Source organism: Dactylosporangium sp. McL0621, assembly GCF_049995355.1.
Classification (GTDB): domain Bacteria; phylum Actinomycetota; class Actinomycetes; order Mycobacteriales; family Micromonosporaceae; genus Dactylosporangium.
Genome location: NZ_CP188259.1, coordinates 11,444,321 through 11,466,910 on the forward strand (window position 1 = coordinate 11,444,321; position 22,590 = coordinate 11,466,910).

General features: G+C 68.3%; 19 protein-coding genes and 3 pseudogenes. 8 read left to right on the forward strand and 14 right to left on the reverse strand.

The window, feature by feature from the left end; translation table 11 throughout:
• Positions 1 to 70: 70 nt before the first annotated feature.
• The 6 genes and pseudogenes from ACPPVO_RS54255 to ACPPVO_RS54280 all read left to right on the forward strand — a co-directional run.
• Positions 71 to 163 (forward strand): annotated as a pseudogene (locus ACPPVO_RS54255) (LacI family DNA-binding transcriptional regulator); the annotation flags it as partial.
• 111 nt (positions 164 to 274) lie between these two features.
• Positions 275 to 1,081 (forward strand): LacI family DNA-binding transcriptional regulator, encoded by an 807-nt coding sequence (locus ACPPVO_RS54260; protein ID WP_426514869.1) that lies wholly within the window; start codon positions 275 to 277, stop codon positions 1,079 to 1,081.
• Positions 1,082 to 1,117: 36 nt separating this feature from the next.
• Positions 1,118 to 2,539, forward strand: a complete 1,422-nt coding sequence (gene uxaC, locus ACPPVO_RS54265) for a glucuronate isomerase (RefSeq protein WP_426507360.1) — start codon at positions 1,118 to 1,120, stop codon at positions 2,537 to 2,539.
• Positions 2,540 to 2,619: 80 nt separating this feature from the next.
• A complete protein-coding gene (locus tag ACPPVO_RS54270; RefSeq protein WP_426514870.1) occupies positions 2,620 to 3,936 on the forward strand; it encodes a mannitol dehydrogenase family protein in 1,317 nt (438 codons plus the stop codon).
• Positions 3,933 to 5,171: a D-mannonate dehydratase ManD gene (manD, locus tag ACPPVO_RS54275; RefSeq protein ID WP_426507362.1), complete on the forward strand. Its 1,239-nt coding sequence runs from the start codon at positions 3,933 to 3,935 to the stop codon at positions 5,169 to 5,171. The genes ACPPVO_RS54270 and manD overlap by 4 nt, the downstream gene beginning before the upstream one ends.
• Positions 5,172 to 5,210: 39 nt before the next feature.
• Complete coding sequence (locus ACPPVO_RS54280; RefSeq protein ID WP_426507363.1) at positions 5,211 to 7,715, forward strand: glycosyl hydrolase family 95 catalytic domain-containing protein; 2,505 nt, start codon at positions 5,211 to 5,213, stop codon at positions 7,713 to 7,715.
• A 244-nt stretch (positions 7,716 to 7,959) separates the two neighbouring features.
• On the opposite strand, the pseudogene ACPPVO_RS54285 reads toward ACPPVO_RS54280, so the two are convergent.
• From ACPPVO_RS54285 to ACPPVO_RS54340, 12 genes and pseudogenes are all read right to left on the reverse strand, one after another.
• Positions 7,960 to 8,283, reverse strand: a pseudogene (locus ACPPVO_RS54285) (LUD domain-containing protein); the annotation flags it as partial.
• Between the two features lie 106 nt (positions 8,284 to 8,389).
• Positions 8,390 to 9,115, reverse strand: coding sequence for a (Fe-S)-binding protein (locus ACPPVO_RS54290; RefSeq protein WP_426507364.1), 726 nt, complete (start codon positions 9,113 to 9,115; stop codon positions 8,390 to 8,392).
• Positions 9,116 to 9,227: 112 nt separating this feature from the next.
• Positions 9,228 to 9,419, reverse strand: coding sequence for a hypothetical protein (locus ACPPVO_RS54295; RefSeq protein ID WP_426507366.1), 192 nt, complete (start codon positions 9,417 to 9,419; stop codon positions 9,228 to 9,230).
• Complete coding sequence (locus ACPPVO_RS54300) at positions 9,377 to 9,667, reverse strand: hypothetical protein (RefSeq protein ID WP_426507368.1); 291 nt, start codon at positions 9,665 to 9,667, stop codon at positions 9,377 to 9,379. The genes ACPPVO_RS54295 and ACPPVO_RS54300 overlap by 43 nt, the downstream gene beginning before the upstream one ends.
• Before the next feature lie 159 nt (positions 9,668 to 9,826).
• Positions 9,827 to 10,579, reverse strand: coding sequence for an SDR family oxidoreductase (locus ACPPVO_RS54305; protein ID WP_426507370.1), 753 nt, complete (start codon positions 10,577 to 10,579; stop codon positions 9,827 to 9,829).
• Positions 10,576 to 11,601: a zinc-dependent alcohol dehydrogenase gene (locus tag ACPPVO_RS54310; protein WP_426507371.1), complete on the reverse strand. Its 1,026-nt coding sequence runs from the start codon at positions 11,599 to 11,601 to the stop codon at positions 10,576 to 10,578. The genes ACPPVO_RS54305 and ACPPVO_RS54310 overlap by 4 nt, the downstream gene beginning before the upstream one ends.
• A gap of 271 nt (positions 11,602 to 11,872) precedes the next feature.
• Positions 11,873 to 12,886 carry an aldo/keto reductase gene (locus ACPPVO_RS54315; protein ID WP_426507372.1) on the reverse strand — a complete coding sequence of 338 codons (1,014 nt, stop codon included), beginning with the start codon at positions 12,884 to 12,886 and terminating at the stop codon, positions 11,873 to 11,875.
• Positions 12,887 to 12,895: 9 nt separating this feature from the next.
• Positions 12,896 to 13,834, reverse strand: a complete 939-nt coding sequence (locus tag ACPPVO_RS54320; RefSeq protein WP_426507373.1) for a carbohydrate ABC transporter permease — start codon at positions 13,832 to 13,834, stop codon at positions 12,896 to 12,898.
• Positions 13,835 to 13,836: 2 nt separating this feature from the next.
• On the reverse strand, positions 13,837 to 14,781 hold the full coding sequence (locus ACPPVO_RS54325) for a carbohydrate ABC transporter permease (RefSeq protein WP_426507374.1): 945 nt from the start codon (positions 14,779 to 14,781) through the stop codon (positions 13,837 to 13,839).
• A 4-nt stretch (positions 14,782 to 14,785) separates the two neighbouring features.
• Entirely contained in the window at positions 14,786 to 16,099 is a 1,314-nt protein-coding gene (locus ACPPVO_RS54330) for an ABC transporter substrate-binding protein (protein ID WP_426507375.1), read from the reverse strand.
• 102 nt (positions 16,100 to 16,201) lie between these two features.
• Complete coding sequence (locus tag ACPPVO_RS54335; protein ID WP_426507376.1) at positions 16,202 to 17,290, reverse strand: enolase C-terminal domain-like protein; 1,089 nt, start codon at positions 17,288 to 17,290, stop codon at positions 16,202 to 16,204.
• 587 nt (positions 17,291 to 17,877) lie between these two features.
• On the reverse strand, positions 17,878 to 18,102 hold the full coding sequence (locus tag ACPPVO_RS54340) for an SDR family oxidoreductase (RefSeq protein WP_426507378.1): 225 nt from the start codon (positions 18,100 to 18,102) through the stop codon (positions 17,878 to 17,880).
• Between the two features lie 351 nt (positions 18,103 to 18,453).
• Here ACPPVO_RS54340 and ACPPVO_RS54345 point away from each other — a divergent pair, with 351 nt between their 5' ends.
• Complete coding sequence (locus tag ACPPVO_RS54345; protein ID WP_426514871.1) at positions 18,454 to 20,769, forward strand: right-handed parallel beta-helix repeat-containing protein; 2,316 nt, start codon at positions 18,454 to 18,456, stop codon at positions 20,767 to 20,769.
• Positions 20,770 to 20,893: 124 nt separating this feature from the next.
• Here ACPPVO_RS54345 and ACPPVO_RS54350 read toward each other — a convergent pair whose 3' ends face one another.
• The gene (locus ACPPVO_RS54350) at positions 20,894 to 21,049 is read right to left on the reverse strand and encodes a hypothetical protein (RefSeq protein WP_426514950.1); all 156 of its coding nucleotides are present in this window, start codon (positions 21,047 to 21,049) and stop codon (positions 20,894 to 20,896) included.
• Between the two features lie 48 nt (positions 21,050 to 21,097).
• Positions 21,098 to 21,421 (reverse strand): annotated as a pseudogene (locus ACPPVO_RS54355) (IS1380 family transposase); the annotation flags it as partial.
• Positions 21,422 to 21,728: 307 nt separating this feature from the next.
• Here ACPPVO_RS54355 and ACPPVO_RS54360 point away from each other — a divergent pair.
• The gene (locus ACPPVO_RS54360) at positions 21,729 to 22,553 is read left to right on the forward strand and encodes an alpha/beta fold hydrolase (protein ID WP_426507379.1); all 825 of its coding nucleotides are present in this window, start codon (positions 21,729 to 21,731) and stop codon (positions 22,551 to 22,553) included.
• The last annotated feature ends 37 nt before the right edge of the window (positions 22,554 to 22,590 follow it).

Below are 22,590 nucleotides of genomic sequence, written 5' to 3' on the forward strand. Positions count from 1 at the left end.
GTCCCGAGCACAATCCGCCCACTCGGCCTGCCTCCGCAGACGAAGGACCGCCAGCTCGTCAGGAGGAGTCATGTCTGAGGACCAGCCGACGATCTACGACGTCGCACGGGCGTGCGGCGTGGCCGCGTCGACGGTCTCGCGGACGTTCAGCAACCCGAGTCGAGTCAGCGCCGGGATGCGCTCGCGGGTGCAGGCCGCGGCTGTGCAGGTCGGTTACACCCCGCGCCCGTTGGCACGGGCCGAGGCGGCCGGTCGGTCGCGAACCTTGACCCTCGTGGTGTCGGACATCGCGAACCCGTACTACACCTCGTTGATCAAATCAGCGGAAGCTCGGGCTCGTGAGCGCAACTACACACTGGTGCTCACCGACAGCGACGAGTCGCCCAGAATCGAAGCCGCGAACCTCCGACAGCTGCTGGCCACCTCACGAGGCGGCATCCTTGCCACCTCCCGGCTGAGCGACGAGGTGATCCGTACGTTGGCGCGGCACCGGCCGTTGGTGGTCGTCAACCGGCAGGTCGAAGGTCTGCCCAGCGTTGTCGCGGACACGACGACGGGGATGCGGGAAGCGGTGCGGCATTTGGCCGCCCACGGGCACCGGATGCTTGCCTACCTGTACGGTCCGCGCAACTCCTGGGCGAACGTCACGCGGTGGTCGGCGGTACGCGACGAAGCAGCCGCACTCGGCCTTACGGCACGACTGCTCGGTCCTTTCGTGCCTGACCCGTCGGGCGGGTACGAGGCCGCCGACGCGCTCGTTCGCGCCGGGATCGGCGCGGCGGTCGCTTACAACGACCTCATCGCCCTGGGCGCCCTGCAGCAGCTCCAGCGGTACGGAGTCCGAGTGCCCGCCCAGGTGAGCCTGATCGGTTGCGACGACGTAGCCAGCTGCGACATGGTCACCCCCGGGTTGACCACGATCAGCGGGCCCACCGGCACGGTCGGACGGTCCGCAGTCGATGTCCTGCATGCCGCGCTGGTCGGCCGGCAGGCCGCGCCGGTGTCGCTGAGCTTCCAGACGCAGCTGGTCGTCCGTGGCTCGACTGGTCCAGCACCGGTGGCGGCAACAACCGGCAACTAGTTGCCGTCGCGTGACGGCGTGCCGACCATGGGCGGCGTGATCGATCTTCACCAACCGCTCGCGCCGCATCCCGACCGGCTGCTCCACGTCGATCCGGCGGTTCGGGCCATCGCCCGGGAGCTGTACCGGCACGTCGCCGGGGCACCGATCATCTCACCGCACGGACATGTCGATCCGAAACTGCTGGTCGAGAACCAGCCGTTCTCCGATCCGGCAACGTTGCTGGTGACCCGGGACCACTACGTGACCCGGCTCCTGCACGCCGCCGGGGTCCAGCTCGACCGGCTGGGTGCCGGGCAGGATCCGTTGCCGGAGTCCGTCGCCAGGTCCATCTGGCGCCTGTTGTGTGAGCACTGGGGCGCCTTCGCCGGCACCCCGGTGCGGTACTGGCTGGAGTCGGAGCTCTTCGACATCTTCGGCGTGCGTGAGCAGCCGACGGTCGCCTCGGCCGACAGCATCTACGACGAGATCGTCGGGTGCCTCGCCCGCGCGGAGTTCCTGCCCCGTGCCCTGTTCGACAAGTTCGGCATCGAGGTCCTGGCGACCACCGACGACCCGTGTGACGACTTGTCGGCGCATCGGGCGTTGGCAGCTGATGCGTCCTGGCATGGCCGGGTGATTCCCACCTTCCGACCGGACCGGTACCTGGAGCCGGCGGAGTCCGGCTGGCGAGCGGCCGTGGATCGGCTGGCGGACGTGGCCGGCGTCGACACCGGCGACTACGACGGATATCTGCTGGCGTTGGAGACACGGCGTGCGTTCTTCCGGGAGCACGGCGCGACGGCCACCGATCACAGCCACACCGACGTCCGCGCCGAGCCGATCGACGACAGCGAGGCACGACGTATCTACCGCACGGCACGAGAGCAGGCGGTCACGGCATCGGAGGCCGCCGCCTTCCGCCGGCACATGATCTTTCAGATGGCCCGGATGTCCACAGAGGACGGGCTGGTCATGACCCTGCATCCCGGGATCTCCCGCAACCATCACCGACCGACCTACCTGCGGCACGGACCGGACACCGGCCACGACATTCCGGTCCGCGCCGAATTCACGCTCGCGCTCCGGCCGCTGCTGGAGGCATTCGGCACGCACCCGAACCTGCATCTGGTGCTGTTCACCGTGGACGAAACCACCTTCTCTCGAGAAATCGGCCCGCTTGCCGGTTTCTACCCGTCCGTGTACGCGGGCGCACCGTGGTGGTTCCTGGACGCCCCCGACGCGATCCGGCGGTACCGCGCGGCGATCACCGAGACGGCAGGGTTCAACCGCACCTCCGGCTTCATCGACGACACGCGCGCGTTCTGCTCGATCCCCGCCCGGCACGACATGTCCCGCCGCCTCGACGCGGGCTACCTGGCCGGTCTTGTCGCCGAGCATCGTCTCGGCATCGACGAAGCGACGACGATCGCCACCGACATGGTCGGCGCGCTCCCGCGCCGCGTGTTCAAGCTGTGACCGGGCACCATGTGGCCGGGCACCCGGCGAACCGGCTCTCCCGGCAGACAGCAACCAGCGGCCCCGCAGCGCCGGTGCGAATGCTGCACCTCGGTCTGGGCAACTTCTTCCGAGCCCACCAGGCCTGGTACACCCAGCACGCGCCGGATGCCGCCCATTGGGGCATTGCCGCGTTCACCGGCCGGCGCCCCGATGTCGCCGACGCACTGCGGCCCCAGGACGGGCTCTATGCACTGATCACCCGCGGCCCTGACGGCGATGCGGTGGAGGTCGTCGGCAGCGTGGTGGACGTACATTCGGCCAGCGCTTCCGAGGCCTGGCTACGGTACATGTGCTCCCCGCAACTCGCCGTCATCACCATGACGGTCACCGAAACCGCCTACCGGCATGACCCGCACCACCCGGACGTCGCAGCGTTGCGTCATGATCCCGCGGCGCTGGTCAGGTCGGTGCCGGCACGCCTGCTGGGTGGTCTGATCGCCCGGGACCGGGCCGGCACTGGTCCCATCGCCGTCGTCCCGTGCGACAACCTGCCCGCCAACGGCGACCGGGTTTCGCAGGTGCTCCGCGAGCTGGCCGCCCAGGTCGGACCCGAGGCGGAACGAGCCGTCGACCGCACGGCGACGTTCGTCAACACGGTCGTCGATCGGATCACGCCGCGGGCGGACGACGCGGACATCCGCACCGCACGTTCGGCTACCGGTCTGACCGATACCGCGCCGGTCGTCACCGAGCCGTTCACCGAATGGGTGATCGCCGGTGAGTTCCCCGCCGGACGCCCGCGCTGGGAGGCTGCCGGCGCGGTGTTCACCGACGACGTTTCCCCATTCGCGCAACGCAAGCTGCGGCTGCTCAACGGCGGGCACTCACTGTTGGCGTACCTCGGCAGCATCCGCGGTCACCGCACCGTGGCGCAGGCGCTGGAGGATCCGGTGTGCCGGGCATGGCTGCAGCGGTGGTGGGTCGAGGCGGCGGCGCAGCTGACCGGGCCGGGGCTTGGCCTGTCCGGCTACCAGGCGGCGTTGCTGGGCCGCTTCGCCAACCCGCGGATCCAGCATCGCCTTGACCAGATCGCGGCGGACGGTTCACAGAAGCTGCCCGTCCGCATCCTGCCCGTGCTCCAGGCCGAGAATGCGACCGGCAGTCATTCATCGGCCGCCACACAGGTGCTCGCCGCCTGGGTCTGCCACCTGCGCGGTCGCGGGGCTCCGGTCAACGATCCGCACGCCCGGGCGACCGACGCCGGCGGTCCGCTCACCGCCGCCGTACCCCGGCTGCTGCGGATCCTCGACCCCAACCTCGGCATGGACCTTGACGTGGTCGCGCAGGTCGTCCGGCAGGCCGAAGCAATCGAACGTGAGAACGGCGAACCAGCTTTCGAAGGGAGCCTGTCGTGAACATCGACAAAGCTGAAGTGATCGTGACGAGCCCTGACCGCAACTTCGTGACGCTCAAGCTCACGACCGACGACGGGCTCACCGGTCTTGGCGACGCCACGTTGAACGGTCGTGAACTGGCGGTCGTCAGCTATCTGCGGGATCACGTCGTTCCGTTGCTGCTGGGCCGTGACGCGGCCCGTATCGAGGACACGTGGCAGTTCCTCTACCGCAGCGCGTACTGGCGTCGGGGCCCGGTGACGATGGCCGCAATCGCGGCGGTGGACACGGCATTGTGGGACATCAAAGGCAAAGCGGCCGGGATGCCGGTGTACCAGTTGCTCGGTGGTGCCTCACGCAACGGCCTTCTGGCCTACGGCCACGCGTCCGGCACGACACTCGACGAGCTGGTCGACAGCATTCAGCATCACCTGGCGCAGGGATACCGTGCGATCCGGGTGCAGACCGGCGTGCCGGGGCTGAAGTCGATCTACGGAATCTCCTCGAACGCCACCTTCGAGGCGAACAGCGGCGTCCGCTACGACTACGAACCGGCTCAGCGGGGCGTCCGGCCGAAGGAAGAGGACTGGGACACCCGCAGCTACCTGCGCCATGTGCCGGCGGTCTTCGAAGCTGTCCGCAACGAATTCGGGCCGGAGCTGCCACTGCTGCACGACGCGCACCACCGGCTTACCCCGATCCAGGCGGCCAGGCTCGGCAAGTCACTCGAGCCCTACGACCTGTTCTGGTTGGAAGACGTCACGCCGGCCGAGAATCAGGAGGCCCTGCGGCTGGTGCGCCAGCACACCACGACTCCACTGGCAATCGGCGAGATCTTCAACACCGTGTGGGACTACCAGCAGGTCATCCGGGAACAGCTGATCGACTACGTGCGCAGCGCGGTGACCCACACCGGTGGGATCACGCACCTGAAGAAGATCCTCGACTACGCCTCGCAATATCAGATCAAGTCCGGCATGCACGGACCCACGGACATCTCGCCGGTCGGCATGGCCGCAGCCGTGCACCTGGGTCTGGCCATCCACAACTTCGGCATCCAGGAGTACATGCAGCACGGAACGAAAACCGACCAGGTGTTCCAGCAGTCCTTCACGTGGAAGGACGGTTTCCTGCATCCGGGCGACCAGCCGGGGCTCGGCGTGGAGCTGGACCTCGACGAGGCGGGCAAGTACCCCTACACGCAGGCCTACCTGCCCTACAACCGCCTCGCCGACGGCACCGTGCACGACTGGTAACCGACATGGGAGGCGCCTTGGCCACCATCCTCGTGATGGGTGTCGGGGAAGCTGCCACGCCGTGGTGCCCATGCGAAGACAACGATCACAACCCGTTTGAAGTGCGGCTCAATAAAGAGGCGGGACATGCCGACAGAATCTGACAACGACGGTCTGGAACTGACCTACGCGGCACCGGCAGCGGCGTGGGAGGAGGCGCTGCCGGTGGGTAACGGCCGGCTGGGGGCGATGGTGTGGGGTGGATTTCCGACCGAGCGGATCAATCTCAACGAGGACTCCTTCTGGTCTGGTCCCGGCGACACCGCTGCGCCTGACGTGCCGAAGCAGCTGCTGGACGAGGTACGCCAGCTCGTCCGCACCGGCCGGTCGGTGGCCGCGGGGAACCTGCTGCGGGCGACGCAGGGCGGAGATGCCGAGGCGTACCAGCCGGTCGGCGACCTGGACATCACGTTCTTGGGCACCGACGTGCCGGCCGCAACGTACTACCGTCGGTCACTCGACCTACGCGACGGGATGGCCCGGGTGGAGCGGGCCAGTCATGACCGTGCGCCCTGGCGGCAGGAGGTGCTTGCCGCCGTGGCGCATCAGGTCGTGGCGGTACGGCTGTCCGCTGACGGGCCCGAGGGCCTGGATCTGGACCTGCGCTGGACCACGCCGCAGGAGCGAGCGCAGGTGCGGGTGCACGGCGACGACGGGCTCGCCATGTTGCTGGCCGCACCCCGCCACGTCGCGCCACGGCCCCGCCCGCTCACCGTAGTTGTCGACGACGATGAGCGTTCGTCGATGCGGGCGGCCGCATTGTTCACGGTCGCGGTCGAGGGCGAACGGGCCGCCGCGCGCGCCGAGGAGCGGGCGGACGGTCCGGTGGTCGCGGTGCGCGGCGCGGCCCGCGTCACGGTCTACGTCGGGATCCGCACCGGGTTCCGGGGCTGGCAGGTGCCGCCGGGCCCGGACGCGGAAGGATGCCTGGTGCAGTGCGCCCGGGACGTGGCTGCGGCACACGCTGCCGGCTGGGAGGCGATCCGCGCGGCGCATGTCGCCGAGCATCGCGCGCTCATGGACCGAGTGCGGTTCGGCCTGGACGCCCCGGTGCCGGATCATCCGACCGATGTGCGGTTGGCGCGTCGCGCGGAAGGTCACCCCGATGAACACCTCGGCGTACTCGCCTTCGCTTTCGGCCGCTACCTGCTCGCCGCGTCCTCCCGGCCGGGAACGCAGGCCGCGAACCTGCAGGGCATTTGGAACCACCAGGTGACGCCGCCATGGAACTGTCAGTACACGGTCAACATCAACGTCGAGATGAACTACTGGCCGGCGGAGACCGCCGCCCTGCCGGAGTGCCACGGACCGATGCTGCGCCTGATCGCGGACCTGGCCCAAGCGGGGCAGGCGACCGCCCGGTCCGTGTACGGCGCTCGCGGCTGGACCTGCCACCACAACAGCGACCTGTGGCGCCTCACGGCCCCGGTTGGCAAGGGCTACGGCCTTGCGCATTGGGCATACTGGCCGATGGGCGGCGCATGGCTGTCGCTGCACCTGGCCGAGCACTGGCGCTTCGGCCGAAACCTCGACTTCCTCGCCCAGGTGGCACTGCCGGTCGCCCTGGACGCGGCGCGCTTCGTGCTGGACCTGCTCGTCGAGGGCCCGGACGGAAGCCTCGTGACCTCGCCGTCGACCAGCCCGGAGAACCAGTTCCTGACCGACGAGGGGCCGGCCGCCGTGGACGCGGGCAGCGCGATGGATCTGACCCTGGCCCGTGAGCTGTTCGAGTTCGTTCTCGATGCGCACGCGACGCTGGCAAGCGCCGGGTTGGCGGTGACGCCGACGGATGCGGCCGCGCTCGACGAGGTTCGTGGCGCACTGGCCCGCCTGGCACCGCTGAAGATCGGCTCCCGTGGTCAGCTCCTGGAGTGGTCGGCCGAATACCGCGAGATCGACCCGCATCACCGGCATATCGGCCAGGTGGTGGGCCTGTACCCGGGGCAGATCATCGCCCGCGACGCGCGGCTGCGTGCTGCGGCACGCCAGTCGCTGCGGGACCGCGGCGACGCCGGCACCGGTTGGTCGGTCGCCTGGAAGATCGGCCTGTGGGCCCGGCTCGGCGACGGGGCCGCCGCGCACCGGCTACTCGGCGCATACCTGACCCCGGCCAGTGGTAAGGACATCCAGTACGAGGACGCCACGGGCGGCGTCTATCCGTCGCTGCTGTGCGCCCACCCGCCATTCCAGATCGACGGAAACTTCGGCGTCACCGCCGCGATCGCGGAGATGCTGGTCCAGAGCCATCTGATGCAGGACGGCGCGCCGGTGATCGAGCTGCTGCCGGCCCTGCCTCCACAGTGGCCAAACGGCGCCGTCAGCGGGCTGCGCGCCCGCGGTGGAGTCACCGTCGAGGAGCTGACCTGGTCCGGCGGGGTCGTCGTGGCGGCGACGCTGGCCGCGACCGTGGACACCACGATCGAAGTCCGCTGGCCGGATCGCGCCGGCGAACGCCTCGCCCGGCGGCTGACCCTCACCGCCGGGCAGCACGTCGCCGTTGTCTGAGCATCCGGTCCACGGGTCGACGTCGGGGCCCCGGCGCCCGCTTCGCCGGCGGAAGGTGGTGCCTAGCCCGCCGCCCCTGGTCGGGTGAGCCGTTCAGCGCGATCGTCCCGGTCTCCGCCACCGCCGCGGCGCAGCATGTGACCACGGCCGCGAAGGCGTCCAGGGCGGACGCGTCCAGCGTGCCGTCGTCGACCGTCGTGCCCGGGACCGGGAACGGCAGGACGGGCGGGACGATGATCGGGGTCAGCAGCACGAGATGGAAGTCCTGTGGTCCGTCGCCCGGCGTGACGCCGGTCCACAGCGACGTGTACGGGTTCATCCGCTCTCCGGTCGAGGACCGCGGCAGCAGCTGCAGGAACACCTCCAGGTCGGTCCAGGTCGGCACCAGCTTCTCGATGCCCATCACCGTGATGAGCGTCGGCGGCAGGGTCAGGCACATGCGGCCGTTGCCCTCGGACTCGAACACGGCGAGGGTGCCGGTCTCGGCGACGGCGAAGTCGGCGCCGGACACGGCGACCTTCGCTTGGAGGAACCTGTGGCGCAGGTGGCCGCGGGCGGCCATGGCCGGCTGCCGGGGCTCGCCTCGTCGCCGCGCAGCTGTCCGACCCCGCGCGGGGCCACCGTCGGCATGCCCAGCAACGTGCTCATGCGACCTCCGCGCCGCTCCGGACCGCTCATGTCGAGGCCAGGATTTCCGCCAGGTGCACCGGACGAGTCTGCACCGACCGCCGCGAGAGCCCGCCGCCGATGTGCATCAGGCAGGACGAGTCCCCGGCGGACACGACGTCGGCGGACGTGGACAGCACGTTGCGCAACTTGTCGGCGAGCATCGCCGCGGAGGTGTCGGCGTTCTTGAGCGCGAACGTGCCCCCGAATCCGCAGCACTGCTCGGCGGCGGGCAGCTCGACCAGGTCGATGCCCTCGACCGCGCGCAGCAGCCGCAGCGGACGGTCGCCGACGCGCAGCAGGCGCAGCGAGTGGCAGGTCGGGTGGTAGGTGACCCGGTGCGGGTAGCGCGCGCCGACGTCGGTCACGCCGAGCACGTCGACGAGGAACTCCGACAGCTCGTAGGTGCGCCCGGCGACCTCGCCGGCCCGGGCCGCGAGCTGGCGCCGGCCCGCGCGCTCGGCGACGGCCGCGTGCTGGTGGCGCACCGAGCCGACGCACGAGCCGGACGGGGCGACGATCGCGTCGTACGGCTCGAACGTGCGCGTGTGGTGCTCGACGAGCTTGACGGCCTGGCGCTGGTAGCCGGTGTTGACGTGCATCTGCCCGCAGCACGTCTGAGCCTCGGGGAACACCACCTCGTGCCCCAGCCGCTCCAGCAGCGCCACGGTGGCCCGGCCGACCTGCGGGAACATCGCGTCGGCGAGGCACGTGACGAACAGCGCCACGCGCATCACTGAGCACCTCTTCCGGATGGCGGTGCCGCTGGACCCGCAAACGATACCTGGCTTCCGTATTGCTGAAAGGACGGCGCAGGCGGAACGAACGACACGGAATCCGCGGTCATCAAGGGCACACGACCGCGAACGCCAACCACGACGCAGGCCACTGCGGGATGCCGCAGCGCGGGGTCGAGCGTTCCTTGGTCATCAGCGCCGTGGGGGCGTCCGGGTCGGCCACCCCGACCACGGTGAGGTCCTCGGCGCGAAGTTCGCTCAGCACCCGCTGTCCCCACGTGTCGGCGCCGACCCGGCCCACCCAGGTTGCGGGTACGCCGAGGCGTCGTACGCCGATGTATCCAGCCCCAGAGTTCGTGCCGCCATCACGTCACCGGGGGTGGCGACTCCGGGTAGCACGGGTACGCCGAGTTCCAGGCAGCGCTCTACCACCGGGGCGTGGAAGCCGGGCGTCACGACGAACCCGGCGCCGGCGGCCACGGCTTGGTCCAACTGGTTGATGTCCAGAACGGTCCCGACACCCACCAGCACGTCCGAACGACCGGCCACGGCCCCGCACGGCGTCGAGCGCGCCCGGGCGCCTCAGCGCGATCTCCAGCAGGCTCAACGAGCCCGCGGCGGCTCGCTCGACGGCGTGGCGGGCCTCGTCGGCACTGGCGGGCGCGACCAGCGGAAGCGGCCGGTCTCGAGCCAAGCGGTCAAGAAACCTCATCGGCCGAGCCAGCCGCCGTCGACCGGGAGCGTGATGCCGTGGACGTAGTCCGACGCGCTGCTACAGAGAAACACGGTCGCCCCCGCGAGATCGTCGCCGCGGCCCCACCGGCCGGCGGGGATCCGCTCGAGGATCGAACGGGAGCGCTCCGGGTCGTCCTGCAGCGCCTGGGTGTTGTCGGTGGCGATATAGCCGGGGGCGATCGCGTTGACGTTGACCCCGCGCGCCGCCCACTCGTTGGCCAGCGCCTTGGTCAACCCGGCGACACCCGACTTTGAGGCGGTGTAGCCCGGCACGTTGATGCCGCCCTGGAAGGACAGCAGCGACGCGGTGAACAACACCTTGCCCGAGCCGCGGGCCAGCATCGGCCGGGCGAGCGCCTGGGTCAGCGCGAACTGCGAGGACAGGTTGACCGCGACCACCTCGTCCCACAGCTCGAGCGCGTGCTCCGCGGCGGGCTGGCGCCGGATGGTGCCGGCGTTGTTGACCAGGATGTCGGGCGCGCGCTCGGCGAGCTCCTCCCCGAGCGCGACGACGGCGTCCCGGTCGGCGAAGTTGCAGCGGCGGCCCTCGAAGGTGCGGCCCGCGGCCGTCACCAGCCGGCCCACCTCGGGCTCGTCCTCCAGCTGGGCGGAGACGCCGATGATGTCGGCGCCGGCCTCGGCGAGCGCGACGGCCATCGCGAGGCCGATCCCGCGTCGGGCGCCGGTCACGACGGCGGTCCGGCCGGTCAGCTCGAACAGGCTCATCGAGTCTGCTCCTGCACGGTCACGAGGACCTTCATGGCCTGGCCCGACTCGAGCGTACTGAACGCGTCGGCCACCTCGGCGAGCGGGACGACTTCGGTGATGAGCGCGCCGGCAGGGACCACGGCCGCGTCGAGCAACTCGACGGCGCGCTCGAAGTCGATCCGTTCGTAGACGCGGGCGCCGAGGATCCGCAGCTCGCGCCAGAACACCTGCTTGAGGTCGACCGGCTGCGGGTTCGGGTGGATCGCGACCACCACGATCGTCCCGCGCACCCGCGCGACCGCGGTCGCCGCGGCGACCGCGGGCGCCGCACCGGAGACCTCGAAGACCACGTCGGCCCCTGCCCCGCCCGTCCAGGCCTCGACGTGCGCCGCCAGGTCGGCGGCGGCCGGGTCGAACGTGCGTAGCCCGAGCCCTCCCAGCAGCGCCCGGCGGCCCGCGTCGGGCTCCGAGACGAGCACTTGGGCTCCGGCGTCGGCCGCCACCAGGGCGATGAGGGCGCCGATCGGCCCGCCGCCGAGCACCACCCCGAAGTCGCCCGCGGCCAGCTCGGACCGGCGTACGTCGTGCACGGCCACCGCGACCGGCTCCACCAGCGCGGCGTGCTGCAGCGACAGGCCGGCGGGCAGCGGCACCAGTAGGTCGGCGCGTACGTTCCACCGGCCCTGCAGCGCACCGGGGCTGTCGATGCCGACGAAGTTGAGGTGCTGGCACACGTGCTGGTGGCCGGCCCGACAGGCCGGGCAGGTGCCGTCCCAGTCCAGCGGCATCACGGTCACGCGGTCACCCACCGACCAGCCGGTCACGCCCGCGCCGAGCGCGGCCACGGTGCCGGACATCTCGTGCCCGATCACCGCCGGCAACGAGACTCGGGCGTCCATCGCGCCGTGCAGGATGTGCAGGTCGGTGCCGCAGATCCCGACGTACGCCACCTCGACCTGCACCTCCCCCGGCGCCGGCGGGACGGGATCGGCCTCGGCGACCTCGATGGTGCGGTCGCCGACGTAGGCAGCGGTGAGCATGGATCTCCTCAGTGGTCATCAGCGAGCGAGGCGGTTGCCGCCCTCATCGCGGCGTATTCGAGGCACGTGGCGAACAGCGCCACGCGCATCACTGCGCACCTCTTCCGAATGGCGGTGCCGCTGGGCTCGTGAACGGTTCCTTGCTGCCGGATGGATGCAAGGAGGAACGAATGACGCGGAATTCGCGGTCGTCAAGGGCAGATCGGTTGTCTGCCTGGTAGTAGCACGAGGGTCTGACCGACGGACCGTCGGAACCGATCCGCGCGCGGAACTACCGTTGCGTCTCATCGAGTCTGTCGTACAGGTCGTCCGGAACACCGAGGTTGTAGCGATCGACTGTGCTCAGCACCTGGTTACGGCCGCGGACGCCGACCACGACGCAGGCCACTGCGGGATGCCGCAGCGGGAACTGCAGCGCCGCGGCCGGCAGCTCGACCGACGCCTGTTCACACTGGTCCGCCATCAGCCGCGCTCGGCGCAGTACCGTTGCGTCGGCGGCGTGGTAGTCGTACGTCGCGTCATCGGAGGGCCGTCTGGTGGCCAGGATCCCGGAGTTGTAGACCCCGGCCGCGACGACCGCGACCCCCCGCTCCAGCGCTGCCGGCAACAACTCTTCCTGCGCGGAACGGTCCAGCAGCGTGAACCGACCGGCAACCATCACCACGTCGATGTCGGCCTCGCGGACGAACCTGGCCAGCGGGGCCGCATAGTTCATACCGGCCCCGATAGCACGCACGACACCCTGCTCGCGCAGCTCGACGAGGGCCGGAAACGCCGTGGCCAGCGCCGCATCCTCCATGTCATCGGGATCATGCAGGTAGGCGATGTCGACGTAATCGGTGCGCAGGCGGCTCAGGCTTTCCTCCATGGATCGGTGGATGCCGTCACGGGTGAGATCGAACCGTCGGATCAGCGTGGCCGGGACGGCGAAGCCGGCATCCCGGCCAGGATCGGGGTCAGGGTTGGGCTCCAGCAACCGGCCGACCTTGGTCGACAGGACGTAGTCGCGCCGCGGTCGGTCTGCCAGCAGGCGGCCGAGGCGCAGTTCCGACAACCCGAGGCCGTAGTGCGGCGCCGTGTCGAAGTAGCGGATGCCCACGTTCCAGGCCGTTTCCACGGTCTCGGCCGCCTGTTCTTCGGTTGTTTCGCGGTAGAGGTTGCCCAACTGCGCGGCGCCGAGGCCAACCTCGGTCACGGACAGCCCTCGCGGCAGGATTCTCGTCCTCACCACGGCCGTTCCCCGCGCACCGGTCTGGGTGACACCCCGCGCATCAATAGTCTCCATCGGTGGACGTTATTCCTTGGTGGCGCCGGCGGTCATACCCGAGACGAGCGCGCGCTGTGAGAGGAGGAAGACGACAAGAACCGGGATGCTGGTCAGCAGCGCTGCGAGCGCAAGCTCGGGCCGCAGGATCGAAGAGATGCCGGTCGAGGAGTTGAACATCGGCGACGAGGTGAGCAGGTTGCTCAGACCGACCGTGGCCGGATACTGGTCGCTGTCGGGCAGCATCACGAACGGCAGGAAGAAGTTGTTCCAGTTGTGCAGGAAGCTGAAGAAGGCGACCAGCGCGACGACGGGCCGGGCCAGTGGCAGTGCGATGTAGCGGAAGACCTGCCACTCGTTGGCACCGTCGATGCGGGCCGCGGCGAGCAGTTCGCCCGGCACGGTTGACGAGTAGTAAATGTAGGTCAGGTAGACCCCGAACGGGAAGAACGAGAACGGCAGGATGACGCTCCACCGGGAACCGTCCAGGCCCAGCGCGTTCATCTCCAGGTAGAGCGGCAGTACGAGCGTCGCGGTCGGCATGAGCATGACCAGCAGCGTGATGGTCAGTAGTGCCTTGCGGCCACGGAACTCAGTCATCGCCAGCGCGTAGCCCGCGGTGATGGTCACGGGCAGCATAATGGCCAGCGCCGTGAAGCAGTAGACCGCTGAGTTCTCGACCCAGTTGACGATGGCATGCGACTGGAAGTCGTAGAGATGCCGCCAGGTGGCGCCGAGATCTGACAACGAGCCGAAAGCCAGCGGGTTGCCCCGGATGATGTCGGCGTCACTGCGCGTCGGTGCCAGGAGCAGCCAGAGGATGGGCAGCGTGAAGAAGGCCAGGAACAGGCCGATCACGATGGCCCACGCGAGGCGCGCGCCGAGTGTCTGCGGCGGCGTAGTTCGTCGTGCCGTGCCGCCGGACTGGCGGGCCGGGCGCCGGTCGGTACGCAGCATGACGGTGGCCATGGTCAGCCCCTCTCGAACAGGCGTGCCTTGAACACCGCGATTGCGGCGCAGATAAGGCTGAGGACGAGTAGGCACACGGCGATCGCGGCGGCGCCGTTGAAGTCACCGGCCTGGAAGGCGTACACGTACGACAGCTGGTTGGGCGACCAGTGGGCGGGAACTTGGCCGAAGCTGGCCGTGCCGACCAGTTGCGGTTCGACGAAAAGTTGCGTGCCGCCGGCGAATGCCAGGATGAGCATGTAGGCGATCCACTTGCGCAGCAGCGGAATCTGGATGCGCATTGCTATCTGAAACGGGTTCGCTCCGTCGATGCGGGCCGCCTGCAGGACCTCCTCCGGGATGCCGTTGAGCGCTCCGTACATGATGATGATCCAACTGCCGGCCCCGGTCCAGAACGCAATCACCGTGAAAATGACGGGCAGATGGCCGGGCGCGATCGTTTCCGCCGAAGTCTTCCAGCCGGCCGCCCGCAGCAAGAAGCCGGCCGGGCTCGCCACCGGGTCGAGCAGAATGAGCCATAGCAGAACGCTGGACGCACCGGCGAACGCACCGGGCAGGTAGTACAGGAAGCGGATGACCGACGTGGTCCGGCGGAACCGGCCGTGCAGCATCAGCGCGAGGGTGACCACGAGCACCATGAGACTGATCAACCAGTACAGGATGTACAGGCCGACGTGGCTGAATGCCGGGACGAAACGGTAGTCGGCGAAAACCCGGGTGAAGTTGCCGACCCCGACGAGCTGTCCGTCGGAATTGGTCAACGCCAGCCATAGGGCGTACACGACTGGAACGATGCCGAACATGAGCAGCAACGTCACGTAACCGGCCACGAAGAAGTAGCTGGCTTTGCCTGCCGAACCAGACACCGACCGGCCGTGGGGCGTGGGCTGTGCCCGCCCGGGGACGCGGGTGCGTCCCCGGGCGGACAACGTTTGGCTTTCGGTCATCAGTTCAGTTCACCGAGTACCCGAGCGACTTGGCCTGGTTGACGATTGCGTCCTGCCAGGGACCGAGCTGGGAGGTGATCGTCTTGCCCTGCGTGATCGCGGGCACCATCGTGGACGCGTAGATCGCCTCCTGCGAGTACGTCGTCGACACCGCCCAGCCGGTCCAGATCTTCGGCGCGGCGTCCTTGAACACCGGCCCGATGTCGTTCGCGAAGTACCCGCTGGCTTGCTGCTTGGCCAACCACGCGTCGGCGGCCGCGGTGTAGGCCGGGAAGGTGCCGGTGCCGGCGGTGTAGTCAGGGTCGGTGGTCACCCATTTCACGAAGTCGACGCTGGCCTTGAGGTTCTTGCTGTGCGACGAGACGAACCACATGCCGCCGCCAACCGCGCCGGTGTGCGCCTCGGCGTCGCCGGCCCACTTCAAAGGTGCGGCAACCGCAATCTCACCGGCTGGTGTCTTGTATGTGGTGTTGAACAGGGTCTGTCCGTACCACGCCGGGCCGGGCATCAAGAGAATCTTGCTTGCCTGGTCCTTGATGAAGCCGGTGTCATACTTGTTGCGGGTGCCCAGAACGTTCGCGGCCAGCAGCGAGTCGAGCATCGTTGCGACGCGGGTGCACTTGGCGTCCTGCAGGTCGACATTGACGGCTCGCGGTCCGGTCAGCACGCTGGCGGGGCATTGGCTGCCCCAGAAGTAGACGTCCGGTGTCCCGGGGCTGCCGACCTCACCGACGAGGTACCCGGGGTGCTCCTTTGACACTTTGAGGCCCAGGTCGCGCCACTCCTCCCACGTGGCGGGCACCGTGTAGCCGAACTGGTCCATCAGCCGCTTGTTGTACCACAGGACATTCGGGGCCAGGTCGTGGCGGACGCAGTACACCTTGCCGTTGATCGTGCACTGGTCCAACGAGCCCTTGGCGTAGCCGTCGAGGAACGACTTGTCGACCAGTTCGCTGATCGGTGCGGCGAAGGGCGTCTTGCCACTAGTGGCCCAGGAAAGGTCCTGATTGCCGGGCCAGACCACGTCGGGCCATCCTTCGCCGGTACGGTCGAAGAGCGTCACCTTGGTCTGCAACTCGTTGCCGGACCCGCCGCCGAAGGTCACCGCCTTGACCTTCACGTTCGGGTGCGCCTTCTTGTAGGCGTCGACCGCGGCAACGCGAGTCGCGTCGACCCAGACGGTGATCTCACTGTTCTCGTCCTGCGGGGCACGACTGAACGACGCGGCGGGCTTCTGCGCGTCGGCCCGGTTCGGGTCGGCGTTCGCGCACGCGCCGAGCAAGCCGACCACGGCGGTCGCGGTGGCTAACAGCGCCACGGCACGACAGGCTCGTCGCGTCGGAGGGGTGTGTAGGGTCGCGATGCTCATTTCGGCCTCCGTTGGCGGTGGTCGTTGCGGGTTGGGGTGTGTCGGGGTGTGTCAGATCGAGTGCAGGTATGGGCGCAGCACGTCGGGATAGTCGGGCCCTGGCGGCAGACCGATGCCGTGGTCCTTCGGTGCCTGCACCATGCCACTCGCATCCACACCCCATTCCCTGCGTACGGGGTTGGTCGTCACCAGCGACTCGTAGTAGGTGGTGTTCGAGATCGCCATGCACAGATGCCGTGCCGAGATGGTGCTGCCGTGCACCTCGGCACGCAGCCTGAACGCGTCAGCGAGATGCGCGATCCGCATGGCACCGGTGATGCCGCTGCGCAGCGCCGAGCTCGTCCGGAGGTAGGTGACGCAGCCGGACGCGAGGAAGTCGGCGGCGCTCATGTGGGCGCCCGGAATCGTCTCGGCCACGTTCAGCGGCACACCGACCCGTTCGGCGAGCCACTTGTACGAGGTGATGCTGTACTCCCGGATCGGCTCCTCGTACCACAGGTACGCGGCTTCGGTCAGCGCCTGACCCACATACACGGCGTCCGGAAGGTCGAATCCGGCCGAGCCGTCGTACATCAGCGGCACGGCCGGCCCGACGTGCGCGCGCAGCGCCAGAGCAAGTTCCGCGTCCTTGCGTGCATCGCCCCAGGCGTGCAGCTTGATCGCCGGGTAGCCCAGCGCCAGACACTGGTCCGCGACGTCGAGATACTCGCTGATGGTCTTGTAGGTGACCGTGGAGGCATAGGCGGGGATCTCCGTGCGGTAGCCGCCGAGCAGTTGCCAGCACGGCGTTTCGTACACCCGCCCGGCGAGGTCCCACAACGCTGTGTCGACCAGGCCGATGAGATGGATGGGCAGGTACTCGGTCCGGTCGATGTTCCACAGCCGTTCCCACAGCAGCTCCCGCTGCAGCGGATCCTGTCCCAGGAGCTCGTCGCGCAGGACGCGGTCAACGAGACCCTGCAGCGTTGCACCGGAACCCGGTTTGAACGACGCCGCCACGCCGGCCACGCCGGCGTCGCTGCAGATGCGCAGCACCCCAATCTCACCGCCGCTCGAGCCGCGCAGTCCGCTCCGCCACTGGTACGGGGGATTGGGGGGCGGCAGCTCGATCGAAAAGCTCTCCACGTGGGTGATGCGCACCGGTACTCCAAGGCGAGCCAGGTCTGAACCATCCAGACGTGAGATGAACCACATACATGTTGCGCGTGCCGGGTAACGTAGCACTGCCATGCCGACGATCAACAGGCTCTATTTTGTAACGTGTCGGCAACGACGGTGGGTGCCGATCTCAGCGATACGCATGTTTGTCCTGGCTACGCCGTTGTGGAGCCCCCCGCGGCTCGTCCATCTGTCACGGTACAGCCCACAAGATAGAGCAGCTTCATAGTGCACGCGTTAGGTGTTGGTTTGGCGGCTGTACTCGTCCACCCGATGTGTGCCAGGCCCTCGAGCCGGTCAGTGTCCAGCCGGTCTGACACCACCGTTCGCAGGAACGCGGCAAGTCGCGGGTGCGCCCGAGCGTGGCCGCGGGCGAACGGCACCGCCGCGGTCACCACCCCACAGTCCGGGCCGCGCCAGCCGGCGGCCGCGCAGCACCACATCGATGACCAGCTGGCCCGGCTCGACCATCGACACCCCGCGCACGGTGACGCCGGGCAGCCCGAGCAGCCGGTTGAGCAAGGCGAAAGGGCGCCACGAGGTCGTCGGCTGCCCCGTACTTTGCGCTCTCAGGTCCGCGGCGGCCGCAGCCCGGCCATGCCGCCGTCCGCCGCGAGCGAGGTGCCGGTCGTCGCGCCGGCCGCCGGGCTGGCCAGGTACACGACGGCCGCGGCGACCTCCTCGGCCCGTACCAGTCGTCCGGTGGGCTGGCGGGCGGCGAGGCGGACCCGTTCCTCCTCGGGGTTGTCGGTCTTCGAGAGCAGCCGCGGGCCGCCCACCTCGTCCGGAGTCACCAGCCACGGTCCGAGTGGGTTGAACGGCCGGCACGCCGTACCCGCACGCGATGATTCAGCTTCATTTCCCCCGCATTGTTAACCCCGCGCGGCACGCCGCGAGGGCCAAAGCACGCGAGAGGCGAGCGGATTAACCAGCTATTGACGTATGTCAGCGCAGAGCTAGACTCGACAGTCATCCAATTGACGCGAGTTTATTACCGAGTATTCAGACAATCGGCTAGATGAACCCGCTTTATCGCCGTCCAGAGCCGATCGGTCCGAGGTCCGGCGGGCAGCCTAGGCGCCGTCCCCCGAGAGGCAGAGGTGAGACTGACGATGACCAGACGGAGAACGAAGATTTTGGCCACTGTGGTGGCCGGGGCGGCCGCTCTGGCCAGCCTCGTGGCGGTCGACATAGCACAGGCGGCCACCCAGTACTCGTTTTACGTGTCGCCAACCGGAAGCAACAGCAACACCGGCACCACGGCCGCTTCCCCTTGGGCCACGTTGGAGAAGGCCCGGGACTACATCCGGCAGAACAGCTTGAACAGCAACATGACCGGCGACATCGTCGTCTACCTGCGCGGCGGCCGGTACACCCGGACCGCGACATTCAACCTGACTGACGCGGACTCCGGGTCGAACGGGTTCAGGGTCATCTACCGGGCCTATCCTGGCGAGACGCCGATCGTCGACGGCGGCAAGGCTGTCACAGGCTGGGCCCAGGTCAGCGGGAAGCCGTACTACGTCGCCGACGTGCCGGAGTCTGCCGGCTACGCGGACTACTTCCGGCAGTTGTACGTCGGCGGCAAGCGCGCCCAACTGGCGATAGGCAAGGGCGCGATCGGCGACGCGTTCTGGGACGACCCTGCGATCCCGAACCCGCCGGCGAACCCGGCCCGCCCGGAACGCTCCTACGACGGCATCCAGTTTCCAGCGGCGAGCGTGCCCGCGTACACCAACGTCACCGACCTGCGGCTGCTCCACGTCAAGATCGGCTTCAAGATTGACTACTTCCCAGTTGTCAACATCACCAACAGCGGTACTGAAAAGCGGGTCCAGATCGCACAACCGCACTTCCAGGCACGGTTGAACCGCGACGACGGCTCATCGCTCAACTACAACGACACCTACTACTTCCTCAATGCGTTCGAGGAGCTTGACGCGCCCGGCGAGTGGTACCTCAACCGCGCGACCAACAAGATCTACTACTACCCCCAGCCCGGGGAGGACGTGAACGCCGCCGGCGCGTACGTGCCGGTGGTCGAGACGCTGGTGAACGTCACGGGTAGCAGCACCACGGCGAAGGCGACGGCCATTGGGTTCGACGGCATCACCTTCGAGCACGGCAACTGGCTGCTGCCTCGCGACCAGTTCATCGGCGGCACCCAGGCAGAGGCGATGTTCGCCGACGACCCGTTCACCGAGCCCAACTACGACGGCTACGGCGGCGAGGTGCCTGGCCAGATCAAACTGACCAACACCAACGACATCGCCTTCACGAACAACACGGTCCGAATGATGGGCAACGGCGGTCTGCAACTCCTCACCGGCGCCGAGAACACCACCATCACCGGCAACGTCTTCTACAACCTCACCGCTGCCGGCATCATCGCCGGCCGGTGGATGGACGCGCACGTAGGCAGCGCGGCACGCACCAAAAACCTCGTCATTAGCGACAACATCGTGACGGACACCGGTGATGACTACTTCCCGGCAACCGGCATCAGCCTGATGAACACCCACAACGCGACCGTGACCCACAACCTGATCTACGACACCGCGTACATGGGCTTCCATGAGCGCAAATCGGACGAGCTCACGCTTGATGACGGGGTGGACGGCGTGGGGAACACGACGTTCAGCTACAACGAAGTGTTCAACGCCACGTCCAAGAAGGGCTGGGGTGTCGGCGACTCCGGCGCCGTCTACACGTTCGGCTCATGGCCGGGTAGCGTATTTAGTCACAACTACGTGCACTTCAACACGTCGACGGCGAACTACTACAGCGACAACCAGAGCTACGAGACCCGCTGGGACTACAACGTGTCGCAGAGCGGGCAGTTTCTCTGGTCGCCGCGCTACCGCAGTCCGTTGGCGGTGTACGCGTCGCACAACTACACCGACGTGTCCAACAGCACGACAAGCGGGGTCATCTTCGACGGCGACGGCGGGCCGCACGTGATCAGCGGTGGCGCGTGGCCGGCCGAGGCAACGTCCATCATGGACCAAGCCGGACTGGAGCCCGCCTACGACGCGCTGCGGTTCAAGGTGGTCGACAACCTCGCCGACTCCTCCACCCTGTCGGTCAACCGCAGCACCTGGGATGCCTCGCTGTTCAAGCTGTTCGACGGCACCACGATGACCGGCGAGGCCAGCGCCCCGCAGAGCGAGGCGTGGGTGCAGTTCGACTTCGGGGCCGACTACCGGACGTTCACCTTCACGATCCAGCAGGACAACTGCTGCACGTGGATGATCACGGGCTGGAAGGTCCAGCGCTGGAGTATCAGCCAGAACGCCTGGATCGACATCATGCCCTACCAGGCCATCAACACGACCGCTCCGGTGGTCTACAAGCCCCCCGCCTCTTTGGCAACCACCAACATCAGGCTGTACGTCCGCAACACGAACAGTGGCGGGAAGGTCGGCGTACAGGAATTCACCGTTACCGGCGCCCGCAAGTAACGCCGACCCGTCACGGGTGGCGTCCGGTGCTCAGCATCGAACGCCACCCCTTCGTCTATGGAACAGGGCGGGTGAACCGACTATGTCGTGGCCGCTGGCGGCATGACATGGCCACAGCTGCCGATTACCCCACCATCAGCAGTTCCTCGACGTCGCGGTAGGACAGGCCGTAGCCCAGGTACAGCCGGCCCGCGACCACGATCAAGGCCGGCGGGAACCGGAACCCGACGAACGCTGACTGGGGCGGCGGCGACGACGGTCGGCGGCTTGGAAATTTCACTGCTCAAGCCTGCCTCGATCATGCCGAACAGCGAACGCAACAGAGCCGGCCGCTGAACTCGCAGATCTCCGCGCCGTCGCGCAGGTCTCCATCGCTGTCCAGGGCCGGGATCCAGTCGGAGGCCCGGCGGATCGCGGCCGGGATCGGTTCGGTGATCGCGATGCCGACGGAGAATCGGGTGTCGATCCCGTGTTCGCGCAAGGCCCGGATGTGGGTCAGGAACCCTTGGGTGCAGCCGGCGGAGTCCGACCGGATGAGGATCGGGGTGCCGTGCCGGTGGGCGTCGGGGATCTGCGTGAGCGCGTCGTCGAGCACGGTGATGTGATCGGCGGTCGTGTTCGACCCGGCCCGGCCCTCCCGCAGCATCCCGGCACAAGGCCTCCGACCACCGTGGGCTTGGAGTACAAGCTGACCGAGCAGGTTTGCCCACAGGTCAGTGCCCAGCCGGTGCAGGTGTTGGCGTCGACGCCGAACGAACCGGCCCCTGTGCCCTCGAACGAGACCGCGCCGAACTCCACTGGGTCACGACCGACATCAGTGAACGTCACCGTCTGCGTGGCCCCCTCACCTGAATAGGTGAGGAATTTTTCGCTCACGGATCGCGTGTGCGACCGAATATCGGGGTTAGCTTCCTGCCGTGCGCGTGGGTCGCCGCGCTTGGAAGTTAGGGAGTTCATGGATGCCAACGATTACCACAACGGACGGCACGGAAATTTTCTATAAGGACTGGGGCTCCGGTCAGCCGATCGTCTTCAGTCACGGCTGGCCGCTGTCGGCCGACGACTGGGACGCGCAGCTCATGTTCTTCCTGCTGCACGGTTATCGGGTCATTGCGCACGACCGGCGCGGGCACGGCCGTTCGGCGCAGGTCGCCGACGGTCACGACATGGACCACTATGCCGACGACCTGGCGGCGTTGACCGAGCACCTGGACCTGCACGACGCGGTGCACGTCGGGCACTCGACCGGCGGCGGCGAGGTCGTGCACTACATCGCCCGCCACGGCGAGTCCCGGGTGGCGAAGGCTGCGATCATCAGCGCCGTGCCGCCGCTGATGGTGCAGACCGAGGCGAACCCCGGCGGCCTGCCCAAGAGCGTCTTCGACGGGTTCCAGGACCAGACGGCGCAGCACCGGTCGCAGCTCTACCGCGATCTGGCCGAGGGCCCTTTCTACGGGTTCAACCGGCCTGGTGTCGAGGCGTCCGAGGCGATCATCGAGAACTGGTGGCGGCAGGGCATGATGGGCGGCGCGAAGGCTCACTACGACGGGATCGTGGCGTTCTCGCAGACCGACTTCACCGGGGACCTCAAGAAGATCACCGTTCCGGTGCTGGTAATGCACGGCGACGACGACCAGATCGTGCCGTACGCGGACTCGGCCCCGCTGTCGGCCGCGCTGCTGCACAACGGCACGCTGAAGACGTACGCCGGTTTCCCGCACGGCATGCCCACCACCCAGGCGGAAACCATCAACGCCGACTTGCTGGAGTTCATCCAGGCATGAGGGCCGGGCCGCGACCCGGTCCGGCCGGCTCCGTTGC